The organism is Streptomyces sp. NPDC058291, from assembly GCF_042880855.1.
In the GTDB taxonomy this organism is placed as follows: Bacteria; Actinomycetota; Actinomycetes; order Streptomycetales; family Streptomycetaceae; genus Streptomyces.
This window is the reverse complement of sequence record NZ_JBHVYK010000027.1, coordinates 38,699-62,115: the sequence shown is the minus strand read 5'-3', so window position 1 is coordinate 62,115 and position 23,417 is coordinate 38,699. Positions and strand designations below refer to the sequence as shown.

The 23,417-nt window shown below is 70.9% G+C and carries 25 protein-coding genes and 2 pseudogenes; 20 read left to right on the top strand and 7 right to left on the bottom strand.

Annotated elements, in window-relative coordinates; all coding sequences use genetic code 11:
* From ACFVYK_RS16520 to ACFVYK_RS16495, 6 genes are all read left to right on the top strand, one after another.
* Positions 1 to 1,104: hypothetical protein (locus tag ACFVYK_RS16520; protein ID WP_389773984.1), on the top strand; the 1,104-nt coding region annotated here is incomplete at its 5' end.
* 195 nt (positions 1,105 to 1,299) lie between these two features.
* Positions 1,300 to 2,037 carry a DUF2993 domain-containing protein gene (locus tag ACFVYK_RS16515; RefSeq protein WP_389773982.1) on the top strand — a complete coding sequence of 246 codons (738 nt, stop codon included), beginning with the start codon at positions 1,300 to 1,302 and terminating at the stop codon, positions 2,035 to 2,037.
* Between the two features lie 199 nt (positions 2,038 to 2,236).
* Positions 2,237 to 2,320 (top strand): Ms5788A family Cys-rich leader peptide, encoded by an 84-nt coding sequence (locus ACFVYK_RS16510; RefSeq protein WP_350818853.1) that lies wholly within the window; start codon positions 2,237 to 2,239, stop codon positions 2,318 to 2,320.
* A gap of 139 nt (positions 2,321 to 2,459) precedes the next feature.
* Positions 2,460 to 3,299 carry a sulfurtransferase gene (locus ACFVYK_RS16505; RefSeq protein WP_389773979.1) on the top strand — a complete coding sequence of 280 codons (840 nt, stop codon included), beginning with the start codon at positions 2,460 to 2,462 and terminating at the stop codon, positions 3,297 to 3,299.
* A gap of 92 nt (positions 3,300 to 3,391) precedes the next feature.
* Complete coding sequence (locus ACFVYK_RS16500) at positions 3,392 to 3,679, top strand: DUF1416 domain-containing protein (protein WP_007382995.1); 288 nt, start codon at positions 3,392 to 3,394, stop codon at positions 3,677 to 3,679.
* A 79-nt stretch (positions 3,680 to 3,758) separates the two neighbouring features.
* Entirely contained in the window at positions 3,759 to 4,028 is a 270-nt protein-coding gene (locus ACFVYK_RS16495; RefSeq protein WP_389773977.1) for a DUF3099 domain-containing protein, read from the top strand.
* A gap of 7 nt (positions 4,029 to 4,035) precedes the next feature.
* Here the strand turns inward: ACFVYK_RS16495 and ACFVYK_RS16490 are convergent, their stop codons facing one another.
* Entirely contained in the window at positions 4,036 to 4,398 is a 363-nt protein-coding gene (locus tag ACFVYK_RS16490; RefSeq protein WP_351360564.1) for a DsrE family protein, read from the bottom strand.
* Positions 4,399 to 5,031: 633 nt separating this feature from the next.
* On the opposite strand from ACFVYK_RS16490, the gene ACFVYK_RS16485 reads away from it, so the two are divergent.
* The 3 genes from ACFVYK_RS16485 to ACFVYK_RS16475 are packed head-to-tail and all read left to right on the top strand — an operon-like array spanning position 5,032 to position 7,145.
* Entirely contained in the window at positions 5,032 to 5,607 is a 576-nt protein-coding gene (locus tag ACFVYK_RS16485) for an FABP family protein (RefSeq protein ID WP_389773974.1), read from the top strand.
* A gap of 16 nt (positions 5,608 to 5,623) precedes the next feature.
* Complete coding sequence (locus tag ACFVYK_RS16480; protein ID WP_389773971.1) at positions 5,624 to 6,169, top strand: Fur family transcriptional regulator; 546 nt, start codon at positions 5,624 to 5,626, stop codon at positions 6,167 to 6,169.
* Between the two features lie 10 nt (positions 6,170 to 6,179).
* On the top strand, positions 6,180 to 7,145 hold the full coding sequence (locus ACFVYK_RS16475; RefSeq protein WP_389773969.1) for a YgfZ/GcvT domain-containing protein: 966 nt from the start codon (positions 6,180 to 6,182) through the stop codon (positions 7,143 to 7,145).
* Positions 7,146 to 7,244: 99 nt separating this feature from the next.
* On the opposite strand, the gene dtd is transcribed toward ACFVYK_RS16475, so the two are convergent.
* Positions 7,245 to 7,670: a D-aminoacyl-tRNA deacylase gene (gene dtd, locus ACFVYK_RS16470; RefSeq protein WP_389773966.1), complete on the bottom strand. Its 426-nt coding sequence runs from the start codon at positions 7,668 to 7,670 to the stop codon at positions 7,245 to 7,247.
* Between the two features lie 159 nt (positions 7,671 to 7,829).
* On the opposite strand from dtd, the gene ACFVYK_RS16465 reads away from it, so the two are divergent.
* Positions 7,830 to 8,396: an aerial mycelium formation protein gene (locus ACFVYK_RS16465; RefSeq protein ID WP_389773964.1), complete on the top strand. Its 567-nt coding sequence runs from the start codon at positions 7,830 to 7,832 to the stop codon at positions 8,394 to 8,396.
* A 404-nt stretch (positions 8,397 to 8,800) separates the two neighbouring features.
* Positions 8,801 to 9,709: a winged helix-turn-helix domain-containing protein gene (locus tag ACFVYK_RS16460; RefSeq protein ID WP_389773961.1), complete on the top strand. Its 909-nt coding sequence runs from the start codon at positions 8,801 to 8,803 to the stop codon at positions 9,707 to 9,709.
* Here ACFVYK_RS16460 and ACFVYK_RS16455 read toward each other — a convergent pair.
* Positions 9,699 to 9,893, bottom strand: a complete 195-nt coding sequence (locus ACFVYK_RS16455; RefSeq protein ID WP_389773958.1) for a hypothetical protein — start codon at positions 9,891 to 9,893, stop codon at positions 9,699 to 9,701. The two genes, ACFVYK_RS16460 and ACFVYK_RS16455, sit on opposite strands and share 11 nt — an antisense overlap.
* Positions 9,894 to 10,043: 150 nt before the next feature.
* Between ACFVYK_RS16455 and ACFVYK_RS16450 the strand changes: the two genes are divergently transcribed.
* The 5 genes and pseudogenes from ACFVYK_RS16450 to ACFVYK_RS16430 form a co-directional block, all read left to right on the top strand.
* The gene (locus ACFVYK_RS16450; RefSeq protein ID WP_389773956.1) at positions 10,044 to 10,922 is read left to right on the top strand and encodes a winged helix-turn-helix domain-containing protein; all 879 of its coding nucleotides are present in this window, start codon (positions 10,044 to 10,046) and stop codon (positions 10,920 to 10,922) included.
* Positions 10,922 to 11,680 carry an HAD family hydrolase gene (locus tag ACFVYK_RS16445; RefSeq protein ID WP_389773954.1) on the top strand — a complete coding sequence of 253 codons (759 nt, stop codon included), beginning with the start codon at positions 10,922 to 10,924 and terminating at the stop codon, positions 11,678 to 11,680. Before ACFVYK_RS16450 ends, ACFVYK_RS16445 begins: the two co-directional genes overlap by 1 nt.
* A 322-nt stretch (positions 11,681 to 12,002) precedes the next feature.
* Positions 12,003 to 14,192, top strand: a complete 2,190-nt coding sequence (locus tag ACFVYK_RS16440) for a phosphotransferase family protein (RefSeq protein ID WP_389773951.1) — start codon at positions 12,003 to 12,005, stop codon at positions 14,190 to 14,192.
* A gap of 81 nt (positions 14,193 to 14,273) precedes the next feature.
* A complete protein-coding gene (locus ACFVYK_RS16435; protein ID WP_389773949.1) occupies positions 14,274 to 14,630 on the top strand; it encodes a hypothetical protein in 357 nt (118 codons plus the stop codon).
* Between the two features lie 81 nt (positions 14,631 to 14,711).
* Positions 14,712 to 14,954: pseudogene (locus ACFVYK_RS16430) on the top strand (TetR family transcriptional regulator); the annotation flags it as partial.
* Between the two features lie 245 nt (positions 14,955 to 15,199).
* Here the strand turns inward: ACFVYK_RS16430 and ACFVYK_RS16425 are convergent.
* Both ACFVYK_RS16425 and ACFVYK_RS16420 read right to left on the bottom strand, forming a co-directional pair.
* Positions 15,200 to 15,274: pseudogene (locus tag ACFVYK_RS16425) on the bottom strand (phosphatase); the annotation flags it as partial.
* Positions 15,275 to 15,284: 10 nt separating this feature from the next.
* Entirely contained in the window at positions 15,285 to 17,108 is a 1,824-nt protein-coding gene (locus ACFVYK_RS16420; RefSeq protein ID WP_389773946.1) for a TIGR03086 family metal-binding protein, read from the bottom strand.
* A gap of 96 nt (positions 17,109 to 17,204) precedes the next feature.
* Between ACFVYK_RS16420 and ACFVYK_RS16415 the strand changes: the two genes are divergently transcribed.
* The 4 genes from ACFVYK_RS16415 (at position 17,205) to ACFVYK_RS16400 (ending at position 20,220) form a co-directional block, all read left to right on the top strand.
* Positions 17,205 to 17,813, top strand: coding sequence for a TetR/AcrR family transcriptional regulator (locus tag ACFVYK_RS16415; protein ID WP_389773943.1), 609 nt, complete (start codon positions 17,205 to 17,207; stop codon positions 17,811 to 17,813).
* A gap of 581 nt (positions 17,814 to 18,394) precedes the next feature.
* A complete protein-coding gene (locus ACFVYK_RS16410; RefSeq protein ID WP_389773940.1) occupies positions 18,395 to 18,832 on the top strand; it encodes a helix-turn-helix domain-containing protein in 438 nt (145 codons plus the stop codon).
* A gap of 195 nt (positions 18,833 to 19,027) precedes the next feature.
* Positions 19,028 to 19,708, top strand: coding sequence for a hypothetical protein (locus ACFVYK_RS16405; protein WP_389773937.1), 681 nt, complete (start codon positions 19,028 to 19,030; stop codon positions 19,706 to 19,708).
* 173 nt (positions 19,709 to 19,881) lie between these two features.
* Positions 19,882 to 20,220: a DUF2516 family protein gene (locus ACFVYK_RS16400; RefSeq protein ID WP_285894327.1), complete on the top strand. Its 339-nt coding sequence runs from the start codon at positions 19,882 to 19,884 to the stop codon at positions 20,218 to 20,220.
* A gap of 85 nt (positions 20,221 to 20,305) precedes the next feature.
* On the opposite strand, the gene ACFVYK_RS16395 is transcribed toward ACFVYK_RS16400, so the two are convergent.
* On the bottom strand, positions 20,306 to 21,748 hold the full coding sequence (locus ACFVYK_RS16395; protein WP_389773934.1) for a PP2C family protein-serine/threonine phosphatase: 1,443 nt from the start codon (positions 21,746 to 21,748) through the stop codon (positions 20,306 to 20,308).
* Between the two features lie 494 nt (positions 21,749 to 22,242).
* Complete coding sequence (locus ACFVYK_RS16390; RefSeq protein ID WP_389773931.1) at positions 22,243 to 23,349, bottom strand: NlpC/P60 family protein; 1,107 nt, start codon at positions 23,347 to 23,349, stop codon at positions 22,243 to 22,245.
* Positions 23,350 to 23,417: the final 68 nt, after the last annotated feature.

The following is a 23,417-nucleotide window of genomic DNA, read 5'->3' as shown; positions in this document are numbered from 1 at the left end:
GGGTACGGCGACTCCACGTCTCACGGCGGCTCGTCCGCCCACGGGGACTCTTCCGCCCACGGTGACTCCGCGGCGTACGGCGACTCCTTCGGGCACGGCGGCGCTCCGGGCTACGGAGACGCCCCGGCCCACCGAGACCCCTCCGTCCACGGTCACGCCTCCGCGTACGGCGGCGCGCCGGGGGCCGTGCCGCTGCCGCCGGAGAACCGCTCCCCGGCCGGCGACCGGCAGACCCTGGCTCCGCGCCGGGCGGAGCCCGCGCCCCCCGCTCCCGCCCCGGGCCCGGCGTCGGGTCCCGAAGGCGCGGGGGCGACCTACGGCCCCGCCACCCTCGCCGGCAACGCGCGCGTCACCGACGCCCAGCGGGCCCGCCTGGAGGGGCGCTCGCCGATCATCGAGCCCGGCATGCAGCCCGCCGCGCTCACCGCGCTCCTCGGCCTGCTCCTGTCCGGCGCGGCGGCGATCGGCTCGTACGCCCTGGTCGTCCCGCTCGTGGCGCTGCAGGCCGTCACGGCGGCGGGCTGGTTCCGGCTGAACGGCATGTGGCCGGCCCGGCAGGGCATCGCGCTCGCCTTCCTCGGCGCGCTGGTCTCGGACGTCGCCCTCCTCGCGGCCGGCCGGGAACACGCGCCCGCCGCGATCCTGGGCACCCTCGGCGTCTGGGTGCTGCTCTGCCTGGTCCTGCAACTGCGTTCGCACGCCGACCCCGACGAACGCATGTACGGCCTGATGGCGACCGTGACCTCCTCCGCCCTGGCCGTCCTGGCCACCGGGCACCTCGGCGCCGAGCCGGACGCGGTGACGGTCGGCGCGGCCGCGGTGGCCGTGGCCGTCCTCGCCCGTGCGCTGCCGCTGCCCACCCCGGCCTCCGTCGTGGTGGCCCTGCTCGCCGCGGCGGGCGCCGGCATCGCGGTCGGTCAGCTGACCGGACTGGGCCCGCGGGGAGCGCTCCTCGGGGCGGGCGCGGCGGTCTGCGCGCTGATCGGCCACCGGGTCGCGAGCTACGACTACCCCTCCCGCTTCGTGCACTTCACGGCGGGCGTCGCCCTGCCGTTGGCCGCCGCGGCGCCGGCGGTGTATGTCCTGGGGCGGGCGCTCGTGTAGACGGGCTTCGCGCCAGGCGGGACGGCGGGTGGGAGCGGTGCGGGACTGTCACAGGTGATCGACAATCCGGTGGCGGCCGTCGCGCGCGGGGTTACCTTGAACCGTTGTCCATGAGAACCGGCCGGTAACGTGCACCGGTCACCGCGAACGGTTCACCGTGAACCGTTCAGGCCATCCGGGTGGGGGAATCACCGCATGCGTGCGCTTCGAATACTGCTGGTCGTCGTCGTGGTCCTGGGCGGCCTGTTCGTGCTCGCGGACCGCCTGGCCGTGAACTTCGCGGAGGGCGAGGTGGCCGACAAGGTGAAGGCCAACGAGGGCCTGGCCACCACCCCGGACGTGTCCATCAAGGGTTTCCCGTTCCTCACCCAGGTCGTCGGCGGCTCGCTCGACGACGTCGAGCTCGGCATCAAGGACTACCAGGCGGCGACCGGCGCCAACGGCCGGACGATCCGCATCGACGACCTCCAGGCGGACATGAAGGGCGTCGACTTCTCCAGCGACTTCAGCTCCGCCACCGCCTCCAGCGCCACCGGCACCGCGTCCATCACCTACGCCGAACTGCTGAAGACGGCGAAGTCCGAGCCGACGCGGGTGATCCAGGGCGTCACCGCCAACGTGGTCGGTCTCTCCGACGGCGGCAACGGCAAGATCAAGGTCGCCGTCCAGGCCACCGTGCTCGGCACCAAGCTGCCGCAGCCCGTCTACGTGCTCAGCACGGTCACGGTCGAGGGCGACACCGTCCGGGTGCACGCCGACTCGCTGCCGAGCTTCGGCGGGGTGCGGGCCGCCGAGAACGAGGTGCGCTCGATCACCGACTTCCAGCAGAAGATCGACAAGCTGCCCGGCGGGATCAAGCTCGACAAGGTGGTCGCCGCGAAGGACGGCGTGGAGATCTCCGTGAAGGGTTCGAACGTCAGGCTGGCCGGGTAGGGCTGACCCCTGATGGACGGCAGCCGTCCGACAGGCGAGACGCCACCGTCCGCAGGCCAGCTGTGACGACGCAGACGAGCGCCCGGAATCCGTGTCCCCACGGCCCGGGCGCTCTTGGTTTCCCACTATCCGGACGATCGCGTCTCATTATGCGGAGCGCTGGTGACATGTCCGCCTGTCCGTCCCTACGATCGACGACATGATGCAGCGACAGGCGGATCTCACGAAGCGGCGGGCAGTAGACCTGTGCCGCGTCGCCGCCATGCTCTGTCGCCCCTTCTGAGCGGAAGCGCCGCCGGCCTTCCGCGCCTCCCGGCGCCCTCGCACCGAGGGCATCCGTGCGCCGGCCGCCGGCGAGCCCGGGCCGCGCACCCTCTTTTTCTTGCACACCCCCGCCGTAACTGCCCCGGAGGAGAACGAGCATGAGCCGCAGCGACGTACTGGTCGACGCCGACTGGGTCGAGGCCAACCTCGACAACGCCGACATCGCCATCGTCGAGGTCGACGAGGACACGTCCGCGTACGAGAAGAACCACATCAGGAACGCGATCCGGATCGACTGGACCAAGGACCTCCAGGACCCGGTCCGCCGTGACTTCGTCGACCAGGAGGGCTTCGAGAAGCTCCTGTCCTCGAAGGGCATCGCCAACGACACGCTGGTGATCCTCTACGGCGGCAACAACAACTGGTTCGCCTCCTACGCCTACTGGTACTTCAAGCTGTACGGCCACGAGAACGTCAAGCTTCTCGACGGCGGCCGCAAGAAGTGGGAGCTGGACGCCCGCGAGCTGGTCGAAGAGGTGCCCGAGCGCCCCGAGACCTCCTACCAGGCCAAGCCGCAGAACAAGTCCATCCGCGCCTTCCGCGACGACGTGGTGGCGGCCATCGGTTCGCAGAACCTGGTCGACGTCCGCTCGCCCGACGAGTTCAGCGGCAAGCTGCTCGCCCCCGCGCACCTGCCGCAGGAGCAGTCGCAGCGCCCGGGTCACGTCCCGTCCGCCCGCAACATCCCGTGGTCGAAGAACGCCAACGACGACGGCACCTTCAAGTCGGACGACGAGCTCAAGGAGCTCTACGCCGACGAGCAGGTCGACCTGGCCAAGGACACCATCGCGTACTGCCGCATCGGCGAGCGCTCGGCCCTGACCTGGTTCGTGCTGCACGAGCTGCTGGGCGTGGAGAACGTCAAGAACTACGACGGCTCCTGGACCGAGTACGGCTCCCTCGTCGGCGTCCCGATCGAGCTCGGCGCCAACAAGTAACCCGCGCGGCCGGGCGAGCGCACGCGCCGCCCGGCGAACGGACGACAAGCGGACCCGACCGGCCTTCCGGTCAGACATCTCTGGAGAAGCACATGTGTGGAGCGAAGGCCGGCGGCCCGGACGCATCGACGATCAAGCCCGGTGAGACGACGATCCAGGGCCAGGTGACCCGGGACGGCGAGCCGGTGGTCGGGTACGTCCGCCTGCTGGACTCGACCGGCGAGTTCACCGCGGAGGTCCCGACCTCGGCCACCGGACAGTTCCGTTTCTACGCGGCCGAGGGCACCTGGACCGTGCGCGCCCTCGTCCCCGGCGGCACCGCCGACCGTACGGTCGTCGCCCAGCAGGGCGGTCTGGCGGAGGTCGCGATCGCGGTCTGAGCACGAGGCAGGGGCCGCGTCCCCCGGGTTGGACGCCCGGGACGCGGCCCTTCGCCGTGTCCCGGCCTACCCTGGAACCATGCTGTCCCGTCGACGACGCGCGTACTTCGCGATGATGGGCGCCTGCATCGCGCTGTTCGTGCTGGCCTGGGCGGTCGTGCGCATCTGGTCGGTGCCCGCGGCCGTCGGCATGTGCCTGGTGGCCATGGTCATCCCGCCGCTCGCCGCGGTGGTCGCCAACCGGCGCGGCCCCGACGACCGCTGGTGGGACGACCCGTCCGGGGACCCCAAGTCCGACGAGTGGTGGGACGAACTGGACGGCAGGCGCCGCCCCCGCGACCGCCCCTGACGCCTGCCTAGTACACGAGCGCCTGCGTCTCGTCCCCGAGCGCCTCCTGCACGAAGACCTGGGCGCCGGCGATCCGCACCCCCTCGATGACGTCCTTCTCCGTGATGTCCCGACGGGCCGCGCACTGGGTGCACAGGGTGAGACGGCCGCCGGCCAGGACCGAGTCGATCAGATCCGGCAGCGGGGCCGCGTGCGGAAGCTCGAACTCGGCGGCCCGCCCCGGCAGCGCGAACCACGCGGACTCCCCGGTCAGCCAGAGCGACACCTCGACCCCGCTGGCCACGGCGACCGCCGCCACCGTGAACGCCTGCGAACACCGCTCGGGAGCATCGGCCCCCGCGGTCACCTTGATCACGAGCTTCTTCGCCATGCCTGAATCGTAATCAACGCCCTGACAACTGCCGGTGTTGACCATGGCTCTCCTGTGAAGCGCGTTACGTAAGGCACCTGCTGCGTTCGACACCGGCGCGGTGGTTGAGAAAGTCTGCGACGGCCTCACCTCGTTCGCCGCCCCGCAGCACGCCGCGGTCGGCGCGGCCGAGACGGAGTTCGACAAGGCTTACCCCGCCCAGGCCGATGTCGCGACCGTCACGCGGTACGCCTACGACGAGGTGAAGCCGTACGGCGCGGAGCAGCTGCGGCAGGCCTACCTCCGGGCAGGCGACGTCATGGCCTTGGTCCTTGCAGTCGCGCAGGGGCGCCGCGGTGGCCGTGCCCTTCCAGCAGACCGTCGCCCCGCAGAGCCGGCTGCTGGGCTGATCGGCGCGAGGGCCCACCTCACAAGGAGGGCCGGGTCCCGGCCGCGTAAGCTGGGGCCCGGTCCTGTCGTACGTGTCCCGAGTCGTACGTACCCGCAACACGCTCATCCGAGGAGCACCCGTGGAGATCTTCTTCGAAGCCCTGCTGGTCCTGGTCTGCGTCGGCGTCCTCGCCTTCGCCGGTCTGACCGTGAAGAAGCTGTACCAGGGCCAGCGCTGACCTACCAGTCCAGGAACTGCCACTCATGATCGAGATTCCGTCCGACCTCCACAAGGACCTCGTCCCCCTCGCCTTCCTGCTCGGCAGCTGGGCGGGCGCGGGCGTGCACGACTTCCCCGGATCGGAGAAGTGCAACTTCGGGCAGGAGGTCACCTTCGGCCACGACGGCCGGGACTTCCTCGAGTACCACTCCCACACCTGGGTCCTGGACAAGGACGGCGAGAAGGTCCGCCCCCTGGAGTCGGAGTCCGGCTTCTGGCGCATCGACGCCGACCGCAAGGTCGAGGTGACGATGGTCCGCGACGACGGGGTCGTCGAGATCTGGTACGGCGAGCTGGCCGACAGGAAGCCGCAGATCGACCTGGTCACGGACGCGGTGGCCCGCACGGCCGCCTCGGGTCCCTACACCGGCGGCAAGCGGCTCTACGGCTACGTCAAGAGCGACCTCATGTGGGTCGGCGAGAAGCAGACCCCCGAGGTCGAGCTGCGCCCCTACATGTCGGCCCACCTGAAGAAGGTCGTCACCCCCGAGGACGTCGAACGCTGGGCGAAGGCCCTGCCCGACGACATGCCGGACGACGGGATCGCCTTCTTCAAGTAGTCCTAGACTCTTGGGTGTGGTGAGCACTGAAAGCACTGACTGGAAGAGCGACCTGCGGCAGCGCGGCTACCGGCTGACGCCGCAGCGTCAGCTTGTCCTCGAGGCCGTGGACACCCTGGAGCACGCGACCCCCGACGCCATCCTCGTGGAAGTGAGGAAGACGGCCTCGGGGGTCAACATTTCGACCGTGTACCGCACGCTGGAGCTCCTCGAGGAGCTCGGGCTGGTCAGCCACGCGCATCTGGGGCACGGGGCGCCCACCTACCACCTGGCCGACCGCCACCATCACATCCACCTGGTCTGCCGGGACTGCGACAACGTCATCGAGGCGGACGTGAAGGTGGCCGCCGAGTTCACGGCCAAGCTGCGCGAGACCTTCGGCTTCGAGACGGACATGAAGCACTTCGCGATCTTCGGCCGCTGCGAGGACTGCGCCCGCGGGGGTTCGGCGGCAGAGGGTTCCGCCGTGCAGGGTGCCGACGCCCGACGTCCCGCCGCGCGGGGCGGGGCCGAGGGATCGGTCGCGGGTTCGGCTGCCAAGGGTTCGATCACCGAGTCGTAGGCTTGGGCCCATGAAGAGCCCTCTGCTGTCCCTGCCCGGCGCCGTCCCCGCCGAGGGCGTGGACGAAGACGTCGCCGGTCACTACGGCGACCTGTTCCGTGAGCAGCGCGCCCTGGCCGACGGCGCCGGCTTCGTCGACCTCTCGCACCGCGGAGTCGTCGCCGTCTCCGGCGAGGACCGGCTGAGCTGGCTGCACCTCCTGCTCACCCAGCACGTCACCGACCTCGCGGCGGGCCAGGCCACCGAGGCGCTGATCCTCTCCGCCCACGGCCACATCGAACACGCGCTGTACCTGGTGGACGACGGCACGACGGTCTGGGCGCACGTCGAACCCGGCACCCAGGACGCGCTGATCGCGTACCTGGAGTCGATGAAGTTCTTCTACCGGGTCGAGGTCGCCGACCGGACGGCGGACACCGCGGTCGTCCACCTTCCGGCGGGGTCGATCGCCCCCGTGCCGTCCGGCGTCGTCGTCCGTGAGACGGCGTACGGCCGTGATCTCTTCCTGCCGCGCGCCGACCTGGAGTCGTTCGCCGAGCAGGCCGGTCCCCCGGCCGGGATACTCGCCCACGAGGCGCTCCGCGTCGAGCACCACCGTCCGCGCCTCGGCTTCGAGACCGACCACCGCACGATCCCGCACGAGCTCGGCTGGATCGGCACGGCCGTGCACCTCCAGAAGGGCTGCTATCGCGGCCAGGAGACGGTCGCCCGCGTGCAGAATCTCGGCAAGCCGCCCCGGCGTCTCGTCTTCCTGCACCTGGACGGCAGCGAGGTCCACCTCCCGCCCGCGGGCACCGAGCTCCGCGTCGCCGACGAGGGCCCCGACGGGCGCAAGATCGGCTTCATCACCACGTCGGCCCGCCACCACGAGCTCGGCCCGGTCGCTCTGGCCCTGGTGAAGCGCAACGTCCCGGTGAGCGCCCCCCTGCTGGCCGACACGACGGCGGCCGCCCAGGAGATCGTGGTCGAGCCCTAGGGGACCCAGGGGACCCAGGGGACCCAGGGGACCCAGGGGACTCGGGGGACTCGGGGCACCCCCAGGGCATTCCCACGGACACTGTCGCCGGCGGCAGGTTCAGATCTCGATGAGGACGGTGAACGGGCCGTCGTTGGTCAGGGAGACGCGCATCCGTGCGCCGAACCGGCCGGTCGCCACCGTCGCGCCGAGGTCGCGCAGGCGGGCGACGACCTCGTCGACGAGGGGTTCGGCGACCGGGCCGGGGGCGGCCGCGTTCCAGGTGGGGCGGCGGCCCTTGCGGGCGTCGCCGTACAGGGTGAACTGGCTGATCACCAGCAGCGGCGCGTCGACGTCGCTGCACGACTTCTCGTCCTGCAGCATGCGGACCGACCACAGCTTGCGGGCGAGCTGGGCCGCCTTCTCCGCGGTGTCCTCATGGGTCACGCCGACCAGGACGCACAAACCCTCGCCGCTGATCTCGCCGACCGTCTCGCCGTCCACGACGACGCTCGCGCCGTCCACCCTCTGCACCACCGCTCGCATGCCGACCATGATGCCGGGTACGCGGCAAGGACTCGAGAGGGGCCCATTTTTGATCCTTAAGCCCCTGTCTGGGGCCGTTCGGGGGGACTCGGTCACAAAGGGGCCACTTGGGGTGGCACGATGCTTTCCACACGCCGGTCGAGGGGACGGTTGAGGCACATGAGCACACCGAGTACCGGGCGGCCCGCTGCACACCGGCCGCCGACACAGCGCAGCGACGGCGCCCTGCTGCACGTCGCTCCCGCGGATCACGACCTGGCCGGACTGGGCCTGCCCGAGTTGCGCACCCTGCGCCGGGACGCCCAGCGCGACGAGGCCGACCTCAGCTACGTGCGGCGGCTGCTCCAGGGCCGGATCGACATCCTGCGCGCGGAGCTGGCCCGGCGTTCCCCGACGGGCGCGGCCTCCGTGGTCGAGCGGCTGTCGGAGATCCTCACCGACGCACCGGCCCGCCACCGCTCCTCCGCGCGCCACGTCACCCTGGGCACCCCGCACAGTGAGGAGTACCGGCGGCTGGCCGCCGACATGCTCGCCGACGTCGAGCTCTCCGATCTCGACGCCCGCACCGATCCCGAGCTGCACGAGGCGATGGGCCGTCTGATCCGTTACGAGCAGCAGGTCTCCAGCCGACGGCAGAGTCTGCAGCGGACGGCCGACGAGTCGGGGGCGGAGATCACGCGGCGTTACCGGGAGGGAGAGGCGCAGGTCGAGGACCTGCTGGTGTGAGCGTCCGCCGGACGGGGCGCCGGGGACGAACGAGCGGGCGCCGCCCGGGGGTCGACGCCCTGCTGCGAACGTCCGGGCGCCCTGGGTGCCCGGACATCTTCTTGCGGCTCCTTTCGCCGGGCGGGAAGCTGGTGTCCATCCGTAGCTGTTCAGTTGTGGCTGTGCGCTCGCTCTGAAGTTGTGGCTGTGCGGGCGATGTTCAGTTGTGGCTGTACGTCGGCGCCGGCCGCTCGGGACTCCCGGCTCCCCTCCGGAGCGAAGTCCGACCGGCCAACCGTCTGGAAGTTTGACCACGTTGTTGAAGTTGGCAGCCAACTTCACTGTAGTTATGTCCGCTTGGAAGCGGCCTATAACCATCTCTCTTTGAACTGCCGGAAGATGGCGGGAAGTTGTACTGTGCGGACGTGGAGACGGAAAATGCCTCCGTCAAGCGGCGGAGGGGAGCGGAGCGGTCGCAGCGCTCGCACCGCGAGGTGGCCGACGAGCTGCGCGCCCGCATCAGAACCGGAGTGCTGCGGCCGGGGCAGCGCATGCCCACCCAGGCCAAGCTGGCGGACGAGTTCGGGGTCGACCGGGGCGCCGTGCGCCGGGCCCTGCGCATCCTGCAGTCGGAGCGGCTGCTCACCGACGTCTCCAAGGGGAGCCCCGCGACGGTCGTGCGGCAGCCGCACCCGCCGGGTCTCGCGGCCGGCCCCGGAGCGGCGCCGCAGCCCTCGATGGCGGGCCTTCCGCCCCGTGTCACCGAGGCCTTCGCGGCCGACCACGTCCAGGTGGACGCCCTGTGTCTGACGGCGGTCTCGCTGACCGCGGCGATGGGCGAGCCGGTGCGGCGGATCCACGCGGGGCAGCTGAAACCGGCCAAGATCGACGTCCGGGTCCTGCTGCCGTCCCGGGACATCGACCTCGCCTTCCCGTCGCCGGTGGACGCCTCGGCCACCGGGCGGCTGCAGCGCCGCTGGCTGGCCCATCGCAACGCCCAGGGGCAGGTGCTGCGCCACAACCTGCTCACGCTGCGCTCCACGCACGGCATCGACGTGCACGTCACCTTCCGCGCGCTGCCCTTCACCCCGCCCGTCAAGCTGTACGTCCTGAACGGCAGGGAGGCGCTGTTCGCCTACTACACGGTCCAGCGCGGCGAGCAGACGATCGACCAGGAACACCTGGAGATGTACGACGCCGAAGGCACGCGGTCGGTGCTGTTCGCCTTCGAACAGGGCGCCGGACCGCGTGACACGACGTTCGTGGATCAGTCGCGCCTGTGGTTCGACGCGCTGTGGGACACGATCAGTTCGGAGCTGATCCTCACGAGCTGACGGCGGGCCCGGTGGCCAGGAGGGCGAGGATCACGGCGCCGACCGAGCTGAGGGCGGGGCTCTTCGCCTTGACGCCGACGCTGAGCAGGAGCAGGCCGACGGCGCCGGCGGTGCCGTACCTCCACTGGATGGTCTGCTCGACGCCGACGACGAAGGCGGCGCTGAGGAGGACGAGGACGGGCATGGTGATCCCCCCTTCCAGGCTGGGAGCGGGAGGCAACTTCTGCCAACTCGCTCAAGTTGGTGACCAACTATGACTATGTTGTCCCCACTTGGCAGCAACTACTAAACAACTTTCAAACAACTCCCGTCAGATGGATCGCAGTTGTAGCGTTTGGTCGTGACCCAGGAGAACGTGGCAGTGAACGGCAGCAACAGGCTCTCGCCCCAGGAGATCGCCGACGTCCTGCGCGAACGCATCCGGGTCGGGGATCTCAAGGCCGGCGACCGGCTGCCCACCCAGGCCGAGCTGGCCGACGAGTTCGGCGTCGAACGCGGCGCCGTGCGCCAGGCCCTGCGCGCACTGCAGGACGACGGGCTGCTCGCCGGCGTCAGCAAGGGCAGCCCGCCCCGGATCGCCGAACCGCCGTCCTCGGGACCCGAGGAGCCCCAGCCCACGATGGTCGGCCTGGCTCCCCGGCTGACCGCCGCCTTCTCCGCCCCGCACGTGCGCGTCGACGCGGCCTGTCTCACCGCAGAGAGCCTCATCCCGGCCCTGGGGGAGCCCCTCCGGCTGATCCACGCGGGCCGGCTCAAGCCCGCCAGGATCGACGTCCGCATCCTCCTGCCGTCCCGGGACATCAGCCTCGCCTTCCCGGTCCCGGTCGACGGCCGCGGCGACGACGACCCCGTCCATCAGCGCTGGCTGGCGATGCGCAACGCCCAGGGGCACGTCCTGCGCCACAACCTCCAGACGCTGCGCTCGCACGGCATCGACGTCAGCATCGCCTTCCGCGCCCTGCCGTTCACCCCGCCGGTGAAGCTCTACCTCCTCAACGGCCGAGAGGCGCTGATGGCCTACTACATGGTGACCCGGCGCGAGGAGTCCACCGACACCGGCACCCTCGACATGTACGACGTCCTCGGCACCGAGTCGCTGCTCTTCTCCTTCGAGAAGGCGGCCGGTCAGCGCGACGCCACGTTCGTGGAGGAATCCCAGAAGTGGTTCGACGCCCTCTGGGAAACCATCACCACGGACCTGACACTCTCCTAGTGACTTCTGATACGCAGCAGACCCAGCACACGACCCCCCACACCGGCGCCGAAGCGGCGGACCTGCGTGAACTGATCAGGGGCGTTCGAGTCGTCCTGTGGGACTTCGACGGTCCGATCTGCCGTCTCTTCGCCGGTCACTCGGCGGAGACCGTGGCCGACGGCCTGGTGTCGTGGCTCGAAGGACGAGGGCTGCACCACCTGCTGACGGAGACCGAGCGGGAGTCGCTGGACCCGCATGTCGTCCTGCGCGCCGTGGACCGTCTGCGTCCCGGCAGTGACCTGGTCGCCGAGCTGGAGGAACGTCTCACCCAGGAGGAGCTGAGAGCCACGGCCACGGCGATGCCCACCCCGTACGCCGATCCCCTGATACGCACGGTGACAGCCCTGGGCCTGCGGCTGGCGATCACCACGAACAACTCCCCCCGGGTCGTCACCACCTACCTGGCGACCCGCGGTCTCACCTCGTGCTTCGCGCCCCACATCTACGGCCGCACCCAGGAACTGCGCCACCTCAAGCCGCATCCGCACTGCCTGAACCTCGCCCTGCGCGCCACGGGTTCGGCGCCCGGCGCCGCCCTCATGATCGGCGACACCCCCTCGGACTTCCTGGCCGCCCGCGAGGCGGGCGTCCCGTTCCTGGGCTACGCGCGTAACGAACGCAAGGAGAAACTCCTCAGAGGAGCGGGCGCGACCCGGGTGGTGTCGTCCCTGGAGCCGGTGCTGGAGGCGTGCAGGGGCCTGAGCGGCAGGGCCTGAGCGGCGGGGGCTGAGCGGCAGGGCCTGAGCGGCGGGGGCTGAGCGGCAGGGCCTGAGCGGCAGGGGCTGAGCGTCAAGGCACAATCGTGGTTCGACTCCGTCTGGACGTATCTGGCCGAATAGCCCCTACGGCTGCGCTAGCATGCCTCAATCGCGCGAGCAATCACTCCCGTCCATCCGTACAAGACGGCGAACCAGCCAGTCCCGGACGGCCTGACGCGGATGAGTGGCACCCACCCATTGGCTCACTTGCATCGCTCCGGTCGTGCGGCGCCTTTACCGTTTGCCCTGACATGCCCAGCGCGACTATCCGGAGCGGCCAGTGGTCGACCACCTTGTTCCCCTTCGTCACCCCGGGGAGCGAGCCGCCGAGGACTCGTCCGGCGTCCTACGTGCCTTCGTCCGGGCCGCGGAGTCCACACAGGCGTCCTGCGGCCACCACAACCGCAACTACGTGCTGCCGCTGACGGACGAGGTGGCCCGACGGCTGGGCCGCGAGCCGGGCACGCCGGTGACGGTGCGCATCCGGCGACAGGACGCGCTGCCCGTGGTGATCAGGACGTGGCAGAACGAGGCGGCGATCCTCGACGCCCTGCAGGGCGTCCTGCCCCACGCCCCCGCGTGCCTGGTCAGGACGCCGGACTACTCCATCCACAGCTATGTGGAGGGCGTGCCTCTCTCCACCATCTGCGGAAACGGTAAGCCTGTCGACACCCTGCTGATGAGGGCGCTGGCCGGCCTGCTGGCCCAGATGACCCAGGTGCGTCTGCCCGCGTTGCCGGCCCTGCCGAGGCCGTGGCCCGCCGACCACAGCGACAGCCAGGCCTTCCTGAAGACCCTGGCCCATCGCGCCGACGCGGAGATCCGCAAGCCGAACTGGGACGAGTTCGGCGGACTGTTCAAGGCGCTGGGAGTCTCCGACGACGCGCTGCTCCGGCTGGCCGCGCGGGTGCCGGCCATGACCCGGCGGCCGTACAGCCTGCTCCACGCGGACCTGCACCGGGACAACCTGATCGTCTCGTACGACGGCGACCCGCCGCTCGTCTGCGTCGACTGGGAGCTTGCGACGTACGGCGACCCCCTGCACGACCTCGCCACCCACCTCGTGCGCATGCGATACCCCGATCACCAGTGGGACGAGGTGATCCGGGCGTGGACCGAGGCCATGCGGGAGTGCCGGCCCAGCGCGGTCAAGGGTCTCGCCAAGGATCTGCGCCACTACCTCGACTTCGAGTGGGCGCAGTCCCTCTATCCGGACGTGATGCGGGCCGCGCGGTCCTTGCAGGAAGCGTTCACCCAGAAGTGCCTGGACGAGGCGACGGTGGAGGTGGGCCGGGCGCTGCGCCAGGCGGCGGAGCCCCTGCGGCTCGGGAACGTCCCGACCAACGACGAGATCGGACGGGCTCTGTTCCGGTGGCTGGCGTCGCGGGGCGACAGGGTGGTGAGCGGCCGGGGCTGGATCACGAAGGCCTTCCGCTGGGAACCGGATCCCCGTCTGCCCGAGAACCCGCGCTTCCCGGCGTCCGCCGTGCGGGAGGCGCTGCTCGCGGAGGGAGCCGCTCCGGCACACCGGGTGTTCAAGGGAACCGCGCACCTCAACTCCGTGGTCTGGGTGCAGGGCACGCGGACTCCCGTGGTCGTGCGCCGCAAGGTGCCCGACGTCTCGCGCCGGGAGCCCAAGTACCTGAGCGAGCACGTCGTCCTGCAGGCGATCCAGGAGTCGCGTGTCCGGGTGGCGGCGCCCGAGGTCCTCGCACTGGGGGTGAGCTACCCGGACGACCAGCTCAGCATCCACACCTACGAGGGCACGCACATCGACCGGCCGCCGGTGCATCCGGTGAACGGCCTGCGGCCGCACGAGGCGGACGCACTCGTCGACCAGTTGTGCGAACTGACCCGGGTGGACCATGCGCTGATCGATCCGCAGGCCGGTCACGTCGATTTCTGCGAGTGGCTGAAGGAGCAGTTGGTCGGTCTGGTCAGGGACCTGCCGAAGAAGTCGCTGCAACTGGCTCGCACGCTGGGGCTGCCCGACGAACGGCGGCTGCGGGAGATCCTGTCCGGGCACCGGGTGAGCCATCGGGCGCCGGCTCTGCTGCACGGCGACCTCAACCCGTGGAACCTGGTGCGTCGCGACGACGACGCGGCCCTGACGATCATCGACTGGGAGATGGCCCTGGTCGGCGACCCGCTCTACGACCTGGTCCGGCACATGCATCTGACGCCGACGAGGCCCGAGATCAGGGAGCGGATGTTCCTCCGGTGGCAGCGGCGGCTGGCCCCGGAGTACACCCGGGACTGGGGCAAGGACTGGGTCGTCTACCGCCGGATCGAGATCGTCCGCTCCGCCTACATCGACCTCGACCGGCTGGCGACCGGGTCGAGTCTGGACGCTCCCAACGTCCGCCGGGCCGTCAACTCCTACGCCGACACCCTCGCCGCCGCCACCGCTTCCCTCGGGCTTTCCGTCCCGGCGACCGCGAACCCCTATCTTGCCCGCGCTCTGGCCTAGGGCGACCATGGTGCGATCGAACACGGTTCGGACCAGGGTCAGTTGGCGTCATCCAGGCGTCGGGCGCGAGAGGGGGCGGACATGTCCGCGCGGGGGAGCCGAACGACGGGTGACGGCGGCGCAGGACATGCGCTCCGTCGCTTCCAGGAGCGCTTCGAGCCGACGGTGACCAGGGTCCTGCTCATCGGGATCTTCGTCACCGGTCTGACGGCCCAGTTCGTCAAGCCGGTCGGCGACGCCCTGGCAGGCATGGTCTACCTCGGCGGCGCCCTCCTCGGCCTGGTCGACCCCAAGGGCTACCGCACGGACCTCAATGTCTGGTCCCCGGAGGGTACGGACGACGCCGGAGCCGCCATCGCCGCCTGGAACAAGCACCACGGCCTGGAACAAGCACCTCGACGACCTGTGGAGCCTGGCCGCGCAGCCCCTTTGGCCTAGTCCCGCCTCGTGACCGGTGGTGCTCCGTGACCGTGACGCGGGCCGCGTCCCGCCGGGCCCGAGGGCCCGTAGGCTCGGTCCATGAGCGAGACCGGGCTGCGTGAGCGCAAGAGGCAGCGCATGTATCAGGCCGTGTCGGAGGTCGCCGTCCGGCTGTTCCTGGAGCGGGGTTTCGACGCGGTGTCCGTCGCCGAGGTCGCCGCGGCGGCGGAGATCTCCAAGCCGACCCTCTTCCGCTACTTCCCGGCCAAGGAGGATCTGGTCCTGCACCAGATCGCCGATCACGAGCAGGAGGCGGCGCGGGTCGTCGTCGCGGGGCGGGCCCAGGGGCCGCGCGGGTCAGCACCACGTACACGCGGTTCAGGCCGCGCGGTTCCGCTTCCGCGACCGCCGCCGGTTCGACGGCGACGACATGGTCGTACGAGTGCGGAGTGCCCCTCAGGAGTTACGGCGAACGCGTGGCCCGGGGATCCTGGACGGTGACGCTGCTCTTCCTGGACGTCGACGGGACGCTGATCCCGTTCGGGGGCACGGCCCCCCACCCCGAGTACGGACCACCGTCGCCCGCGCACCCCCTCCGCGTCCACGATGACGCGCGGGACCGGCAGGCCCATCCGAGCAAATCGCCCGCGCACCCGGTGCTCGAGTCGGAGGTCACGAGCGCGTTGTTTTTTCGGCGAGAACTACTGGGATCCCCTGTCGGCCGAGGAAGGCCAGTAGCCGAATGTGCGCAGGTGCGTCGGCCGGGGCGGCGGCCTCGGGTCCGAACATGCCGGGCCGGCGGAAGGCGTCCATGTCCATCCGTCGCATGCGTGCGAGCAGTTCCTGGCACAGGTGCTGGTCGATCAGGTCGGTGCGGTCGACGGTGACGGCCAGGTCGAGGCCGTGGACGAGGACCTCGGTGAGATGGATCAGTGCCGCTGTCGGTCCCGGGATGGTGCCGAAGCCGAGTCGGACCGTCGCTTTGGCCAGGTCGGTTTCGGTGGCGGCGGCGTGCAGCCAGGCCGTGTGGTCTGCCTCGGCGGCGGCGGCGTAGGCGGCTTGGGGGTCGGTGCCGAGCCAGTCGTCGTGGTGTTCGCCTCCGGGGTCGGCGCCGGTCAGCTCGGCGGCGAAGATCCGCATTCCGCCGACGATGTGGTTGAGTGCCGTGCGCGTGTCCCACTCCGGGCAGGGGGTGGGCAGGGACCACGCGTCGGCGTCGATCGCCTCGACCACGGTGCCGGTCATGGACAGCGCTCGGCCGATACCGCCGACCACGGCGGGGCGCTGGGCCATCACCTCATCCAGCCAGTCGTAGACCCGCGCGAAGGCCAGCTTTTGGGCGCCGGACTGGCAGTGTGCCTCGGCGCCTTCTTCCTCGGTGAACGCTATGAACGTCTTCTCGCACCTCAGGTGGTGATACAGCTTCTCCGGCTGTCCCTTGAAGAAGCCGTCGTCCTCCCCTGAGCAGACCAGGACCGGGCAATTGATCCGCTCGGCGATGCCGTCACGCAGGTGGTAGTCGAGGTAGGCGGCGCAGAAGGCGCGAGGGCTGTCGGCGTCCATCGCGAACATGCCCTGCTCGATCGCCCATTTCAGGGTGGGGGCGGCGGCCATGGCCTGTTCTATCTCCGAGTCGAGGCCGGGGTCGTGGGCGGCCCGCAGCCGGCGCTCGGCCTCGTCGCGCGGCAGCGCAAGGGGGGCGGTGCTGATGTCTCCGAGGTCGAAGACGCCGTCGAGCGCGACGACGGCGGCGATCCGGCGGTCGAACGCGGCGGCGCGGGGCGCTAAGTAGCCGCCCATGCTGGCGCCGAACACGGCGATCCGCTCGGGGTCGACTTCAGGCAGCGTCGTGGCGAAGTCGAGCACCGGAGTGACGACGTTCTCCCAGTCCGGCCGGAACATCAGTCCCTGTCGGTGACGGGGGCCGGGCTGGCCGGGGCCGTCGAAGACCAGGACGGTGTAGCCGCGTTCGACGGCCGCCGCCGCGCCGAAGAAGTGCATCTCCTCGGCGGTCCCGTCGAAGCCGTTGAACATCACCACGGTCGGGCGCCGGGCGCCGGGGGCGCCGGGGCGGTAGAGGTAACCGGGCAGCGTCGTGCCCTCGTAGGGGATGGCGACCGGCTCGATCGCGGGGGTGAAGAGTGCGGCGGCACGTCGGAAGCAGTCGACCGAGGCGTCGTAGGCGTGCCGGATGCGCGGGTCGGCGGTGTCGCCGTGCAGGAAGAACTCCGCGCACCGGTAGTAGTTCGAAGCCCGCAGGAATCCGTCTCGGGCGCTGGTGCGATGGCCGCTTTCCAGCGCGATGCGGGCCCGGTCGGCGACCCGGTCGGCATTGGCCAGCCACTGGTCGTGCCAGCTGTCGTAGTCGCCGCCGGTGATGCTCTGGGCGGTGACGGCGACCTCGCCGAAGTCGGCGCCGCCGTAGGCGATATGGCCGAGGGTGCGCAGCGTCTCGTACCAGAACGAGGGGTGGTCGGGGAAGAAGATCGGCTCCATCGGAAGACTCCTTAACGCAGTCAGTGACTGCTTTAGTGCGACCATAGACCTGCCGCCGCCGCAAACGCAACTGGAAACTGCGTTAAGATGGGTGTCGTGACGAAGACGCCTGCCTCGCCCGAGCCTTTGACGCCGCCGGCCACGCGCCGCCCCGGCGGCCGCAGCGCCAGGGTCCGCGCCAACGTGCACCAGGCCGTCGTCGACCTGGTCGCCGAGCGCGGCTACGGCACGTTCACGGTGGCCGAGGTCGCCGACCGTGCCGGCGTCGCCGACAGCAGCGTCTACCGCCGCTGGGGCACCTTGGAGGCGCTGCTGATGGACGTGGTCGTCAGCCGTCTCACCGACCGCTCGCCCATGCCCGACACCGGCAACCTCCCCGGAGATCTGCGCGCCTTCGCCGCCAAGGCCGCCGAGGACGTCTCGGGTCAAGGCGGCCTGGCCCTGCTGCGCACCGTCGTCACGGTGCTGGCCGCCGGCCCCGACGGGGAGGCTGCCCGCGACCGGTTCCTCGCCGCCCGCTCCGAGCAGATCCAGAGCATGCTCGACCGGGCCCGCGCCCGCGGCGAAGACCCTCCCGAAATGCTGGACGTGCTGGACGTGGTTCTGGCGCCGATGTACGTCCGGGTCCTGTTCGGTGTCGGCCCGCTGACACCGAACTACATCGACGGCCTGATCGACCGCCTCCTCGCGCACCGACGGAGGTGACGGATCGATCGTCCGGCTATCGATCCGCTGCTTCATCGGCGGGACCTTCACGCGGCCGGGTGGACGGCGATAAAAAGGGGGATGGTCACCCCCCGACCGGGGGCTACCGAGGCCGTACATGACGGGTGGCGGCAGCTATACGAGAACACGGCCGACAAGGCGTGAGTCCTCGCCGATCCGGTTGGGCATCCGTTCCGCATCAGCCTGCGTTGAGCACCGGCCACAGGCGCCCCGAAGATCCCCGCTCACGGATACCGGCCGTGCTGCCGTACTTCGGCTCCACGTCCTCCGCCGACACCTCGCGCACATCCATCCCGGCCTCCGGTACGACGATGACCAGCCACTTCGACCGGAGAAGCGCAGTGACCGCCGTACCTGCACAAGACCGGAACACTCCGGGACTTGCCTACACGTGACCGGGACCCGGCCGCACATGCCTACAGAAGAGCGGAACTGCCTGCACATCGCAGAGACAGGACAATCGCGGGCAGGTGAGCACGCAGTGGTCCTCCCGAGTGGCGCGGCACACTATTGCAAGCAGGTGCTTGCAATAGTTAGCGCCAGTGATGCAAGGTGGAGGCATGGCATCGCTCAACGTCGGCAATCTCGGTGAGTATCTGCGGGAACAGCGGCGCACCGCGCAGCTGTCGCTGCGGCAGCTCGCCGACGCCGCCGGGGTGTCCAATCCGTATCTGAGCCAGATCGAGCGCGGGCTGCGCAAGCCGAGCGCGGAGGTGCTGCAGCAGGTCGCCAAGGCGCTGCGGATCTCCGCCGAGACGCTGTACGTGCGGGCCGGCATCCTCGACGCGGAGCGGGACCGGGACGAGGTCGAGACCAGAGCGGTCATCCTCGCCGATCCCACCCTCACCGAGGCGCAGAAGCTGGCGCTGCTCCAGATCTACGAGTCCTTCCGCAAGGAGAACGGGATCGGGAGCGACGGCCGCGGCCAAGGCGGCGTGGACGGGGTGGACGCCCGGGCACAGGAGAGCGACGCCGATCCGCAGCAGCCGGCCGGTTGACCGGACCAGGGGACCGGCCGCACCGCCGCGGAACCGCACGACCCTCGGCCGAGGACGACGTGATCGGCACGATCGACGTGATCGACGTGATCGACGTGATCAAGGCGATCGACGTGCTCGACGTACTCGGCTCGCACGACGCATACGACGCACAACGACCTGTACGACGAACGTCAATCCGGGAGGACCTTCACCATGGCCATCACCGACGACCTGCGCAAGACCCTCAGCGACCCGACTCCGCTCTACTTCGCCGCGGGCACCGCCGACCTGGCCCTCCAGCAGGCGAAGAAGGTGCCCGGTCTGGTGGAGCAGCTGCGCACCGAGGCCCCGGCCCGTTTCGAGGCCGTCCGCAACACCGACCCGAAGACCGTGCAGGAGAAGGCCGGCGCCCGGGCCAAGGAGGCGACCGCCCGCGCCAAGGAGGCGCAGGAGTCCCTCCAGTCCAAGGTCACCGACTTCATCAGCTCCCTCGACGGGGACATCAAGAAGCTCGGCAGCACCCTCGACGCCGACCTGAAGAAGCTCGGCGAGTCCGCCCAGGACTTCGCGCTGCGCGGTGTCGGCGTGGCCGCCGAGTACGCCGTCAAGGCCCGTGAGACCTACGAGAAGGTCGCCGAGCACGGCGAGCAGGCCGTGCGGACCTGGCGCGGCGAGGCGGCCGAGGAGATCGAGGAGCTGGCGATCGCGGTCGAGCCGGACGCCGCGCCGAAGACCGAGCCGAAGCCCGCGCCGGCCCCGGTCAAGGAGACCGTCGCGCCGAAGCCCGCTCCGGCCCCGGCTCCGGCTCCGGCCCCGGCCGTCGCCGTGCCCGCGGCCAAGAAGGCTCCGGTGCGCAAGCCCGCCACGAAGAAGACGACTCCGCCCGCCAAGTGAGACCGGCGGCCGGGACGGACGCGGCGAACAGCGACATACGGTCACGGGCCGGGCACTGATGCGGTGCCCGGCCCGTTGTGCGGGTAGCGGAAGGGCGGTTGCGGGTACCGTGACCGCGTAGGACGAGCAGGTCGAGACGAGACGCGTCGAATCGGGTGGTGGGCGTTGTGCTGATGGCTGGCTTCGCGGGGCTGATGTGGCTGCTGTACCTCGCCATGTTGATTCTCGCCGTGGTGGCACTGGTGATGGCGGCGGTCTTCCGCGACGACGCCTACCGGGCCGCGGACAAGCAGAACAAGGGCTTCTGGCTGATCATCCTCGGCATCGCGGTCGCGGTGAACCTGCTGGTGCCGATGCTCTTCCTGCAGCTCGCGGGCCTGGTCGCCACGATCGTCTTCTTCGTGGACGTCCGTCCCGCCCTCCGGCAGGTCTCGGGCGGCGGCGGCTGGGGTCGCCGGCGCGGCGGAAGCAGCAGCGACGGTCCGTACGGCCCGTACAACGGCGGACGCTAGACCGCGACCGACCCGGCGCGAGTCCCGGCGCGGCGGCGGGGACGACGCGGGACGACTGGGGCCGACCCGGCGGTCCGGGGCCCGTTCACGGCCCCCGGTCCAGCAGGACGACCGCCACGTCGTCCGTCAGCTCGCCTCCGTTGAGCTCACGCACCTCGTTCACCGCGGCCCGCAGCAACGCCTCCCCGCTCAGCCCCTCGGAGAGCTGCCGGCGGATCATCTCCACCATGCCTTCCTGACCCAGCCGCTCCCGGCCCTCGCCCACCCGCCCCTCGATCAGGCCGTCGGTGTACATCATCAGGCTCCACTCGGCCCCCAGCTCGACCTGCGTCCGCGGCCAGCGCGCGCCCGGCAGCAGCCCGAGGGCGGGGCCGTTGTTGTCGTGCGGGAGCAGACGCGCGGGCCGGTCGGGGCGGGCGATCAGCGGTGCGGGATGACCGGCCAGGCACAGGCCCGCCCGGCGGCCGTCGGGCGCTATGTCCACCGTGCACAGCGTCGCGAAGATCTCGTCGTCGTCGCGTTCGTGCTCCAGTACCTGCTGGAGCGTGTTCAGCAGCTGGTCCCCGCACAGACCCGCCAGGGTCAGCGCCCGCCAGGCGATGCGCAGCTCCACGCCGAGCGCCGCCTCGTCCGGGCCGTGCCCGCAGACGTCCCCGATCATGGCGTGCACGGTGCCGTCCGGGGTGCGGACGGTGTCGTAGAAGTCGCCGCCGAGCAGCGCGCGCGAGCGGCCGGGGCGGTACCGGGCGGCGAAGCGCAGCAGGGAGCCCTCGAGGAGGGGCGTGGGCAGCAGGCCGCGCTCCAGCCGGGCGTTCTCCTGTGCGCGCAGCTTGCCCTCGGCGAGCCGCCGCTCAGCGGTGTCGGAACGTTTGCGTTCCACGGCGTAGCGGATCGCGCGGCTCAGCAGCCGGCCGTCCAGTTCGTCCTTGAAGAGGTAGTCCTGAGCGCCCACGCGCACCGCCTCTGCGCCCCGCTCGGCGTCGCCGGACGCGGTGAGCGCGAGCACGGCGTGCCGGGGCGCGAGCCGCAGCACATGCCGTAGCACCGCGAGCTCGTCGTCGCCGGCGGCCGCGGAGGCGCGGCCCGGCGTGGGCAGCGCGAGGTCCAGCAAGATGCAGTGGACGTCGTCGGTGAGCAGCCGCTCGGCCTCGGTGAGGTTGCGGGCGGCGCGCACCCGGATCGGCTTGTCGTCCGCGTCGCGCAGGTCGCGGACGAACGGCGCGGCCGTGGGATCTTCCTCGATCAGCAGCAGCGTGAGTGGGGTGTGCGCGGAGCCCACGCCGGCGGTGCCCGCGGCGCCGCTCGCGCCGACAGGGCTCATGCCGGTGGTGCTCACGCCATGGTGGACGCCCTCGGCGGGCGTGGCGTTGAGTGAGCTGTCGTTCTCGGCCGGCGTCGCCTCGTTGCGGCCGGCGTCTTCGGTGCGGGCGGCTTCTTCCTTGGAGGGGCCGCCGGCTGTGGGCGCGGCCTGCGCCTGACCACTCTCCGCGGCCGGGATCGCTCTCTGCCGCGGTACGGGTACGGGCATCGTCTTGAGTTCCTTCCCTCCCCCCGAGGGCATGGCGGGGGCGAGGGACCTCGACCCACCGACGGGGACCATAGCGGCAGAAGGCGTCGCAACGGAATGGTGTGAAGCACGCTGCTTGATCTCTGGCCGCTGTCATATGCCGCGTTCCCTACCGCAGTTGGGCACGACGGGAACCGGACCGGGATGACGAACGTCACGTCTGCCCGGAGTTTGGGCCGCGACGGGGGGTGTCGTGGGTCACGCGCTCAGCGCCACCCTGGCCCTGGGCCACTTCCGGTCCGGGCCCTGGGCCACTTCCGGTCCGGGCCCTGGGCCACTTCCGGTCCGGGCCCCGGGCCACTTCCGGTCCGGGCCCCGGGTCACTTCCGGTCCGGGCCCTGGGCCACTTCCGGTCCCCGCCCCGGGCCACTCCCGGTCCGGGCCCCGGGCCACGTCCGCCCCTGGCCCAGGCCACTCCCCGCCCTGGACTCAGGGGCGCACGGTCACGCGTCCGGTCACGCGTCCGGTCGCACGACCCCGAGTATCGGCATCGAGCCCGCCCCGGCGAGCGTCACCGTGCGGCCCGGGCGCGGCGCGTGGACGATCGTGCCGTCGCCCACGTACATCGCCACGTGGCTGGCGTCGCTGAAGTAGATGATCAGGTCGCCGGGGCGCATGTCCTCGACGGGGACGTGCGGCAACTGCTTCCACTGCTCCTGCGAGGTGCGCGGCATGGCCCGGCCGGCGCTCTTCCAGGCCTCGGAGGTCAGTCCGGAGCAGTCGAAGCTGTCCGGGCCCTCGGCGCCCCACACATACGGTTTGCCGACCTGCGCGGTGGCGAACCGCACGGCCTCCTTGCCCTGCGCGGAGGCCGCGCTGCCGATCTCGTGGAGTACGCCCGTGTCCAGCCAGGCGGTCTGCGCCTTCTGCGCGGCCTGCCGCTCCAGCTCTTCGAGGCGCGCCTTCTCCTTCTTCTCCAGCCGGGATTCGAGCTTCTCGGCCTCGGAGATCTGCTTCTCGATCTTCTTCTGGGCGGCGGCCTTCGTCTTGCGGCCGGCTTCCAGCTTCGACCACTGCGCGGAGGCGTCCTTGGAGTACTGCTCCAAGTCCTGCTGTGTGCGCGACAGTTCGTCGATCAGGCCCTTGGTCGCGCGCTGGCCCTGGCGCACCCGGCCCGCGCCGTCGAGGAACTGCGACGGGTCGTCGCTCAGCATCAGCCGCGCCTCGTCAGGGAGGCCGCCGGTGCGGTACTGGGCCCGGGCCGCGGCGCCCGCGCGGTTCTTCAGGTCGGCCAGCTTCTCCTGGCCTGCGACGATCTTCTTGGCCAGTGCGACGATCTCCGCCGACTGCTGCCGGGCCGCTTCCTCCGCCGCGTTGTAGGCGTCGGTGGCCACCGCGGCGTCGTGGTAGAGGGCTTCGAGCTCGGTGCGGACGGCTTCGAGGTTCTTGTCGGCGGTCGCGGTCGAGGGGAGCGGCGGGGCCTCGGCGCCCGCCGTCGATCCCGGTGTCGGCGTCGGTGTCGGGCTCGGACTCGCGAACGCGGTGCCGGGCGCCCCCAGGACGATGACCGCGCAGACCACGGCCACAGCCGTCGCGAGCAGGCCGCGCTTGCCCGTTCCCATACCCCGTCCCCCAACCCCTGATTAACCGTCAGTAACTTACGGCGCTCGGGGGATCGTGCCACGCCCCC

Bases quoted from the DNA above. Each gene is read 5' to 3' on its own strand.
- ACFVYK_RS16515 (WP_389773982.1), top strand. From the start codon at position 1,300: ATGCGTGCGCTTCGAATACTGCTGGTCGTCGTCGTGGTCCTGGGCGGC.
- ACFVYK_RS16510 (WP_350818853.1), top strand. From the start codon at position 2,237: ATGATGCAGCGACAGGCGGATCTCACGAAGCGGCGGGCAGTAGACCTG.
- ACFVYK_RS16505 (WP_389773979.1), top strand. From the start codon at position 2,460: ATGAGCCGCAGCGACGTACTGGTCGACGCCGACTGGGTCGAGGCCAAC.
- ACFVYK_RS16500 (WP_007382995.1), top strand. From the start codon at position 3,392: ATGTGTGGAGCGAAGGCCGGCGGCCCGGACGCATCGACGATCAAGCCC.
- ACFVYK_RS16495 (WP_389773977.1), top strand. From the start codon at position 3,759: ATGCTGTCCCGTCGACGACGCGCGTACTTCGCGATGATGGGCGCCTGC.
- ACFVYK_RS16490 (WP_351360564.1), bottom strand. From the start codon at position 4,398: ATGGCGAAGAAGCTCGTGATCAAGGTGACCGCGGGGGCCGATGCTCCC.
- ACFVYK_RS16485 (WP_389773974.1), top strand. From the start codon at position 5,032: ATGATCGAGATTCCGTCCGACCTCCACAAGGACCTCGTCCCCCTCGCC.
- ACFVYK_RS16475 (WP_389773969.1), top strand. From the start codon at position 6,180: ATGAAGAGCCCTCTGCTGTCCCTGCCCGGCGCCGTCCCCGCCGAGGGC.
- dtd (WP_389773966.1), bottom strand. From the start codon at position 7,670: ATGCGAGCGGTGGTGCAGAGGGTGGACGGCGCGAGCGTCGTCGTGGAC.
- ACFVYK_RS16465 (WP_389773964.1), top strand. From the start codon at position 7,830: ATGAGCACACCGAGTACCGGGCGGCCCGCTGCACACCGGCCGCCGACA.
- ACFVYK_RS16455 (WP_389773958.1), bottom strand. From the start codon at position 9,893: ATGCCCGTCCTCGTCCTCCTCAGCGCCGCCTTCGTCGTCGGCGTCGAG.
- ACFVYK_RS16435 (WP_389773949.1), top strand. From the start codon at position 14,274: ATGTCCGCGCGGGGGAGCCGAACGACGGGTGACGGCGGCGCAGGACAT.
- ACFVYK_RS16420 (WP_389773946.1), bottom strand. From the start codon at position 17,108: ATGGAGCCGATCTTCTTCCCCGACCACCCCTCGTTCTGGTACGAGACG.
- ACFVYK_RS16410 (WP_389773940.1), top strand. From the start codon at position 18,395: ATGGCATCGCTCAACGTCGGCAATCTCGGTGAGTATCTGCGGGAACAG.
- ACFVYK_RS16405 (WP_389773937.1), top strand. From the start codon at position 19,028: ATGGCCATCACCGACGACCTGCGCAAGACCCTCAGCGACCCGACTCCG.
- ACFVYK_RS16400 (WP_285894327.1), top strand. From the start codon at position 19,882: ATGGCTGGCTTCGCGGGGCTGATGTGGCTGCTGTACCTCGCCATGTTG.
- ACFVYK_RS16395 (WP_389773934.1), bottom strand. From the start codon at position 21,748: ATGCCCGTACCCGTACCGCGGCAGAGAGCGATCCCGGCCGCGGAGAGT.
- ACFVYK_RS16390 (WP_389773931.1), bottom strand. From the start codon at position 23,349: ATGGGAACGGGCAAGCGCGGCCTGCTCGCGACGGCTGTGGCCGTGGTC.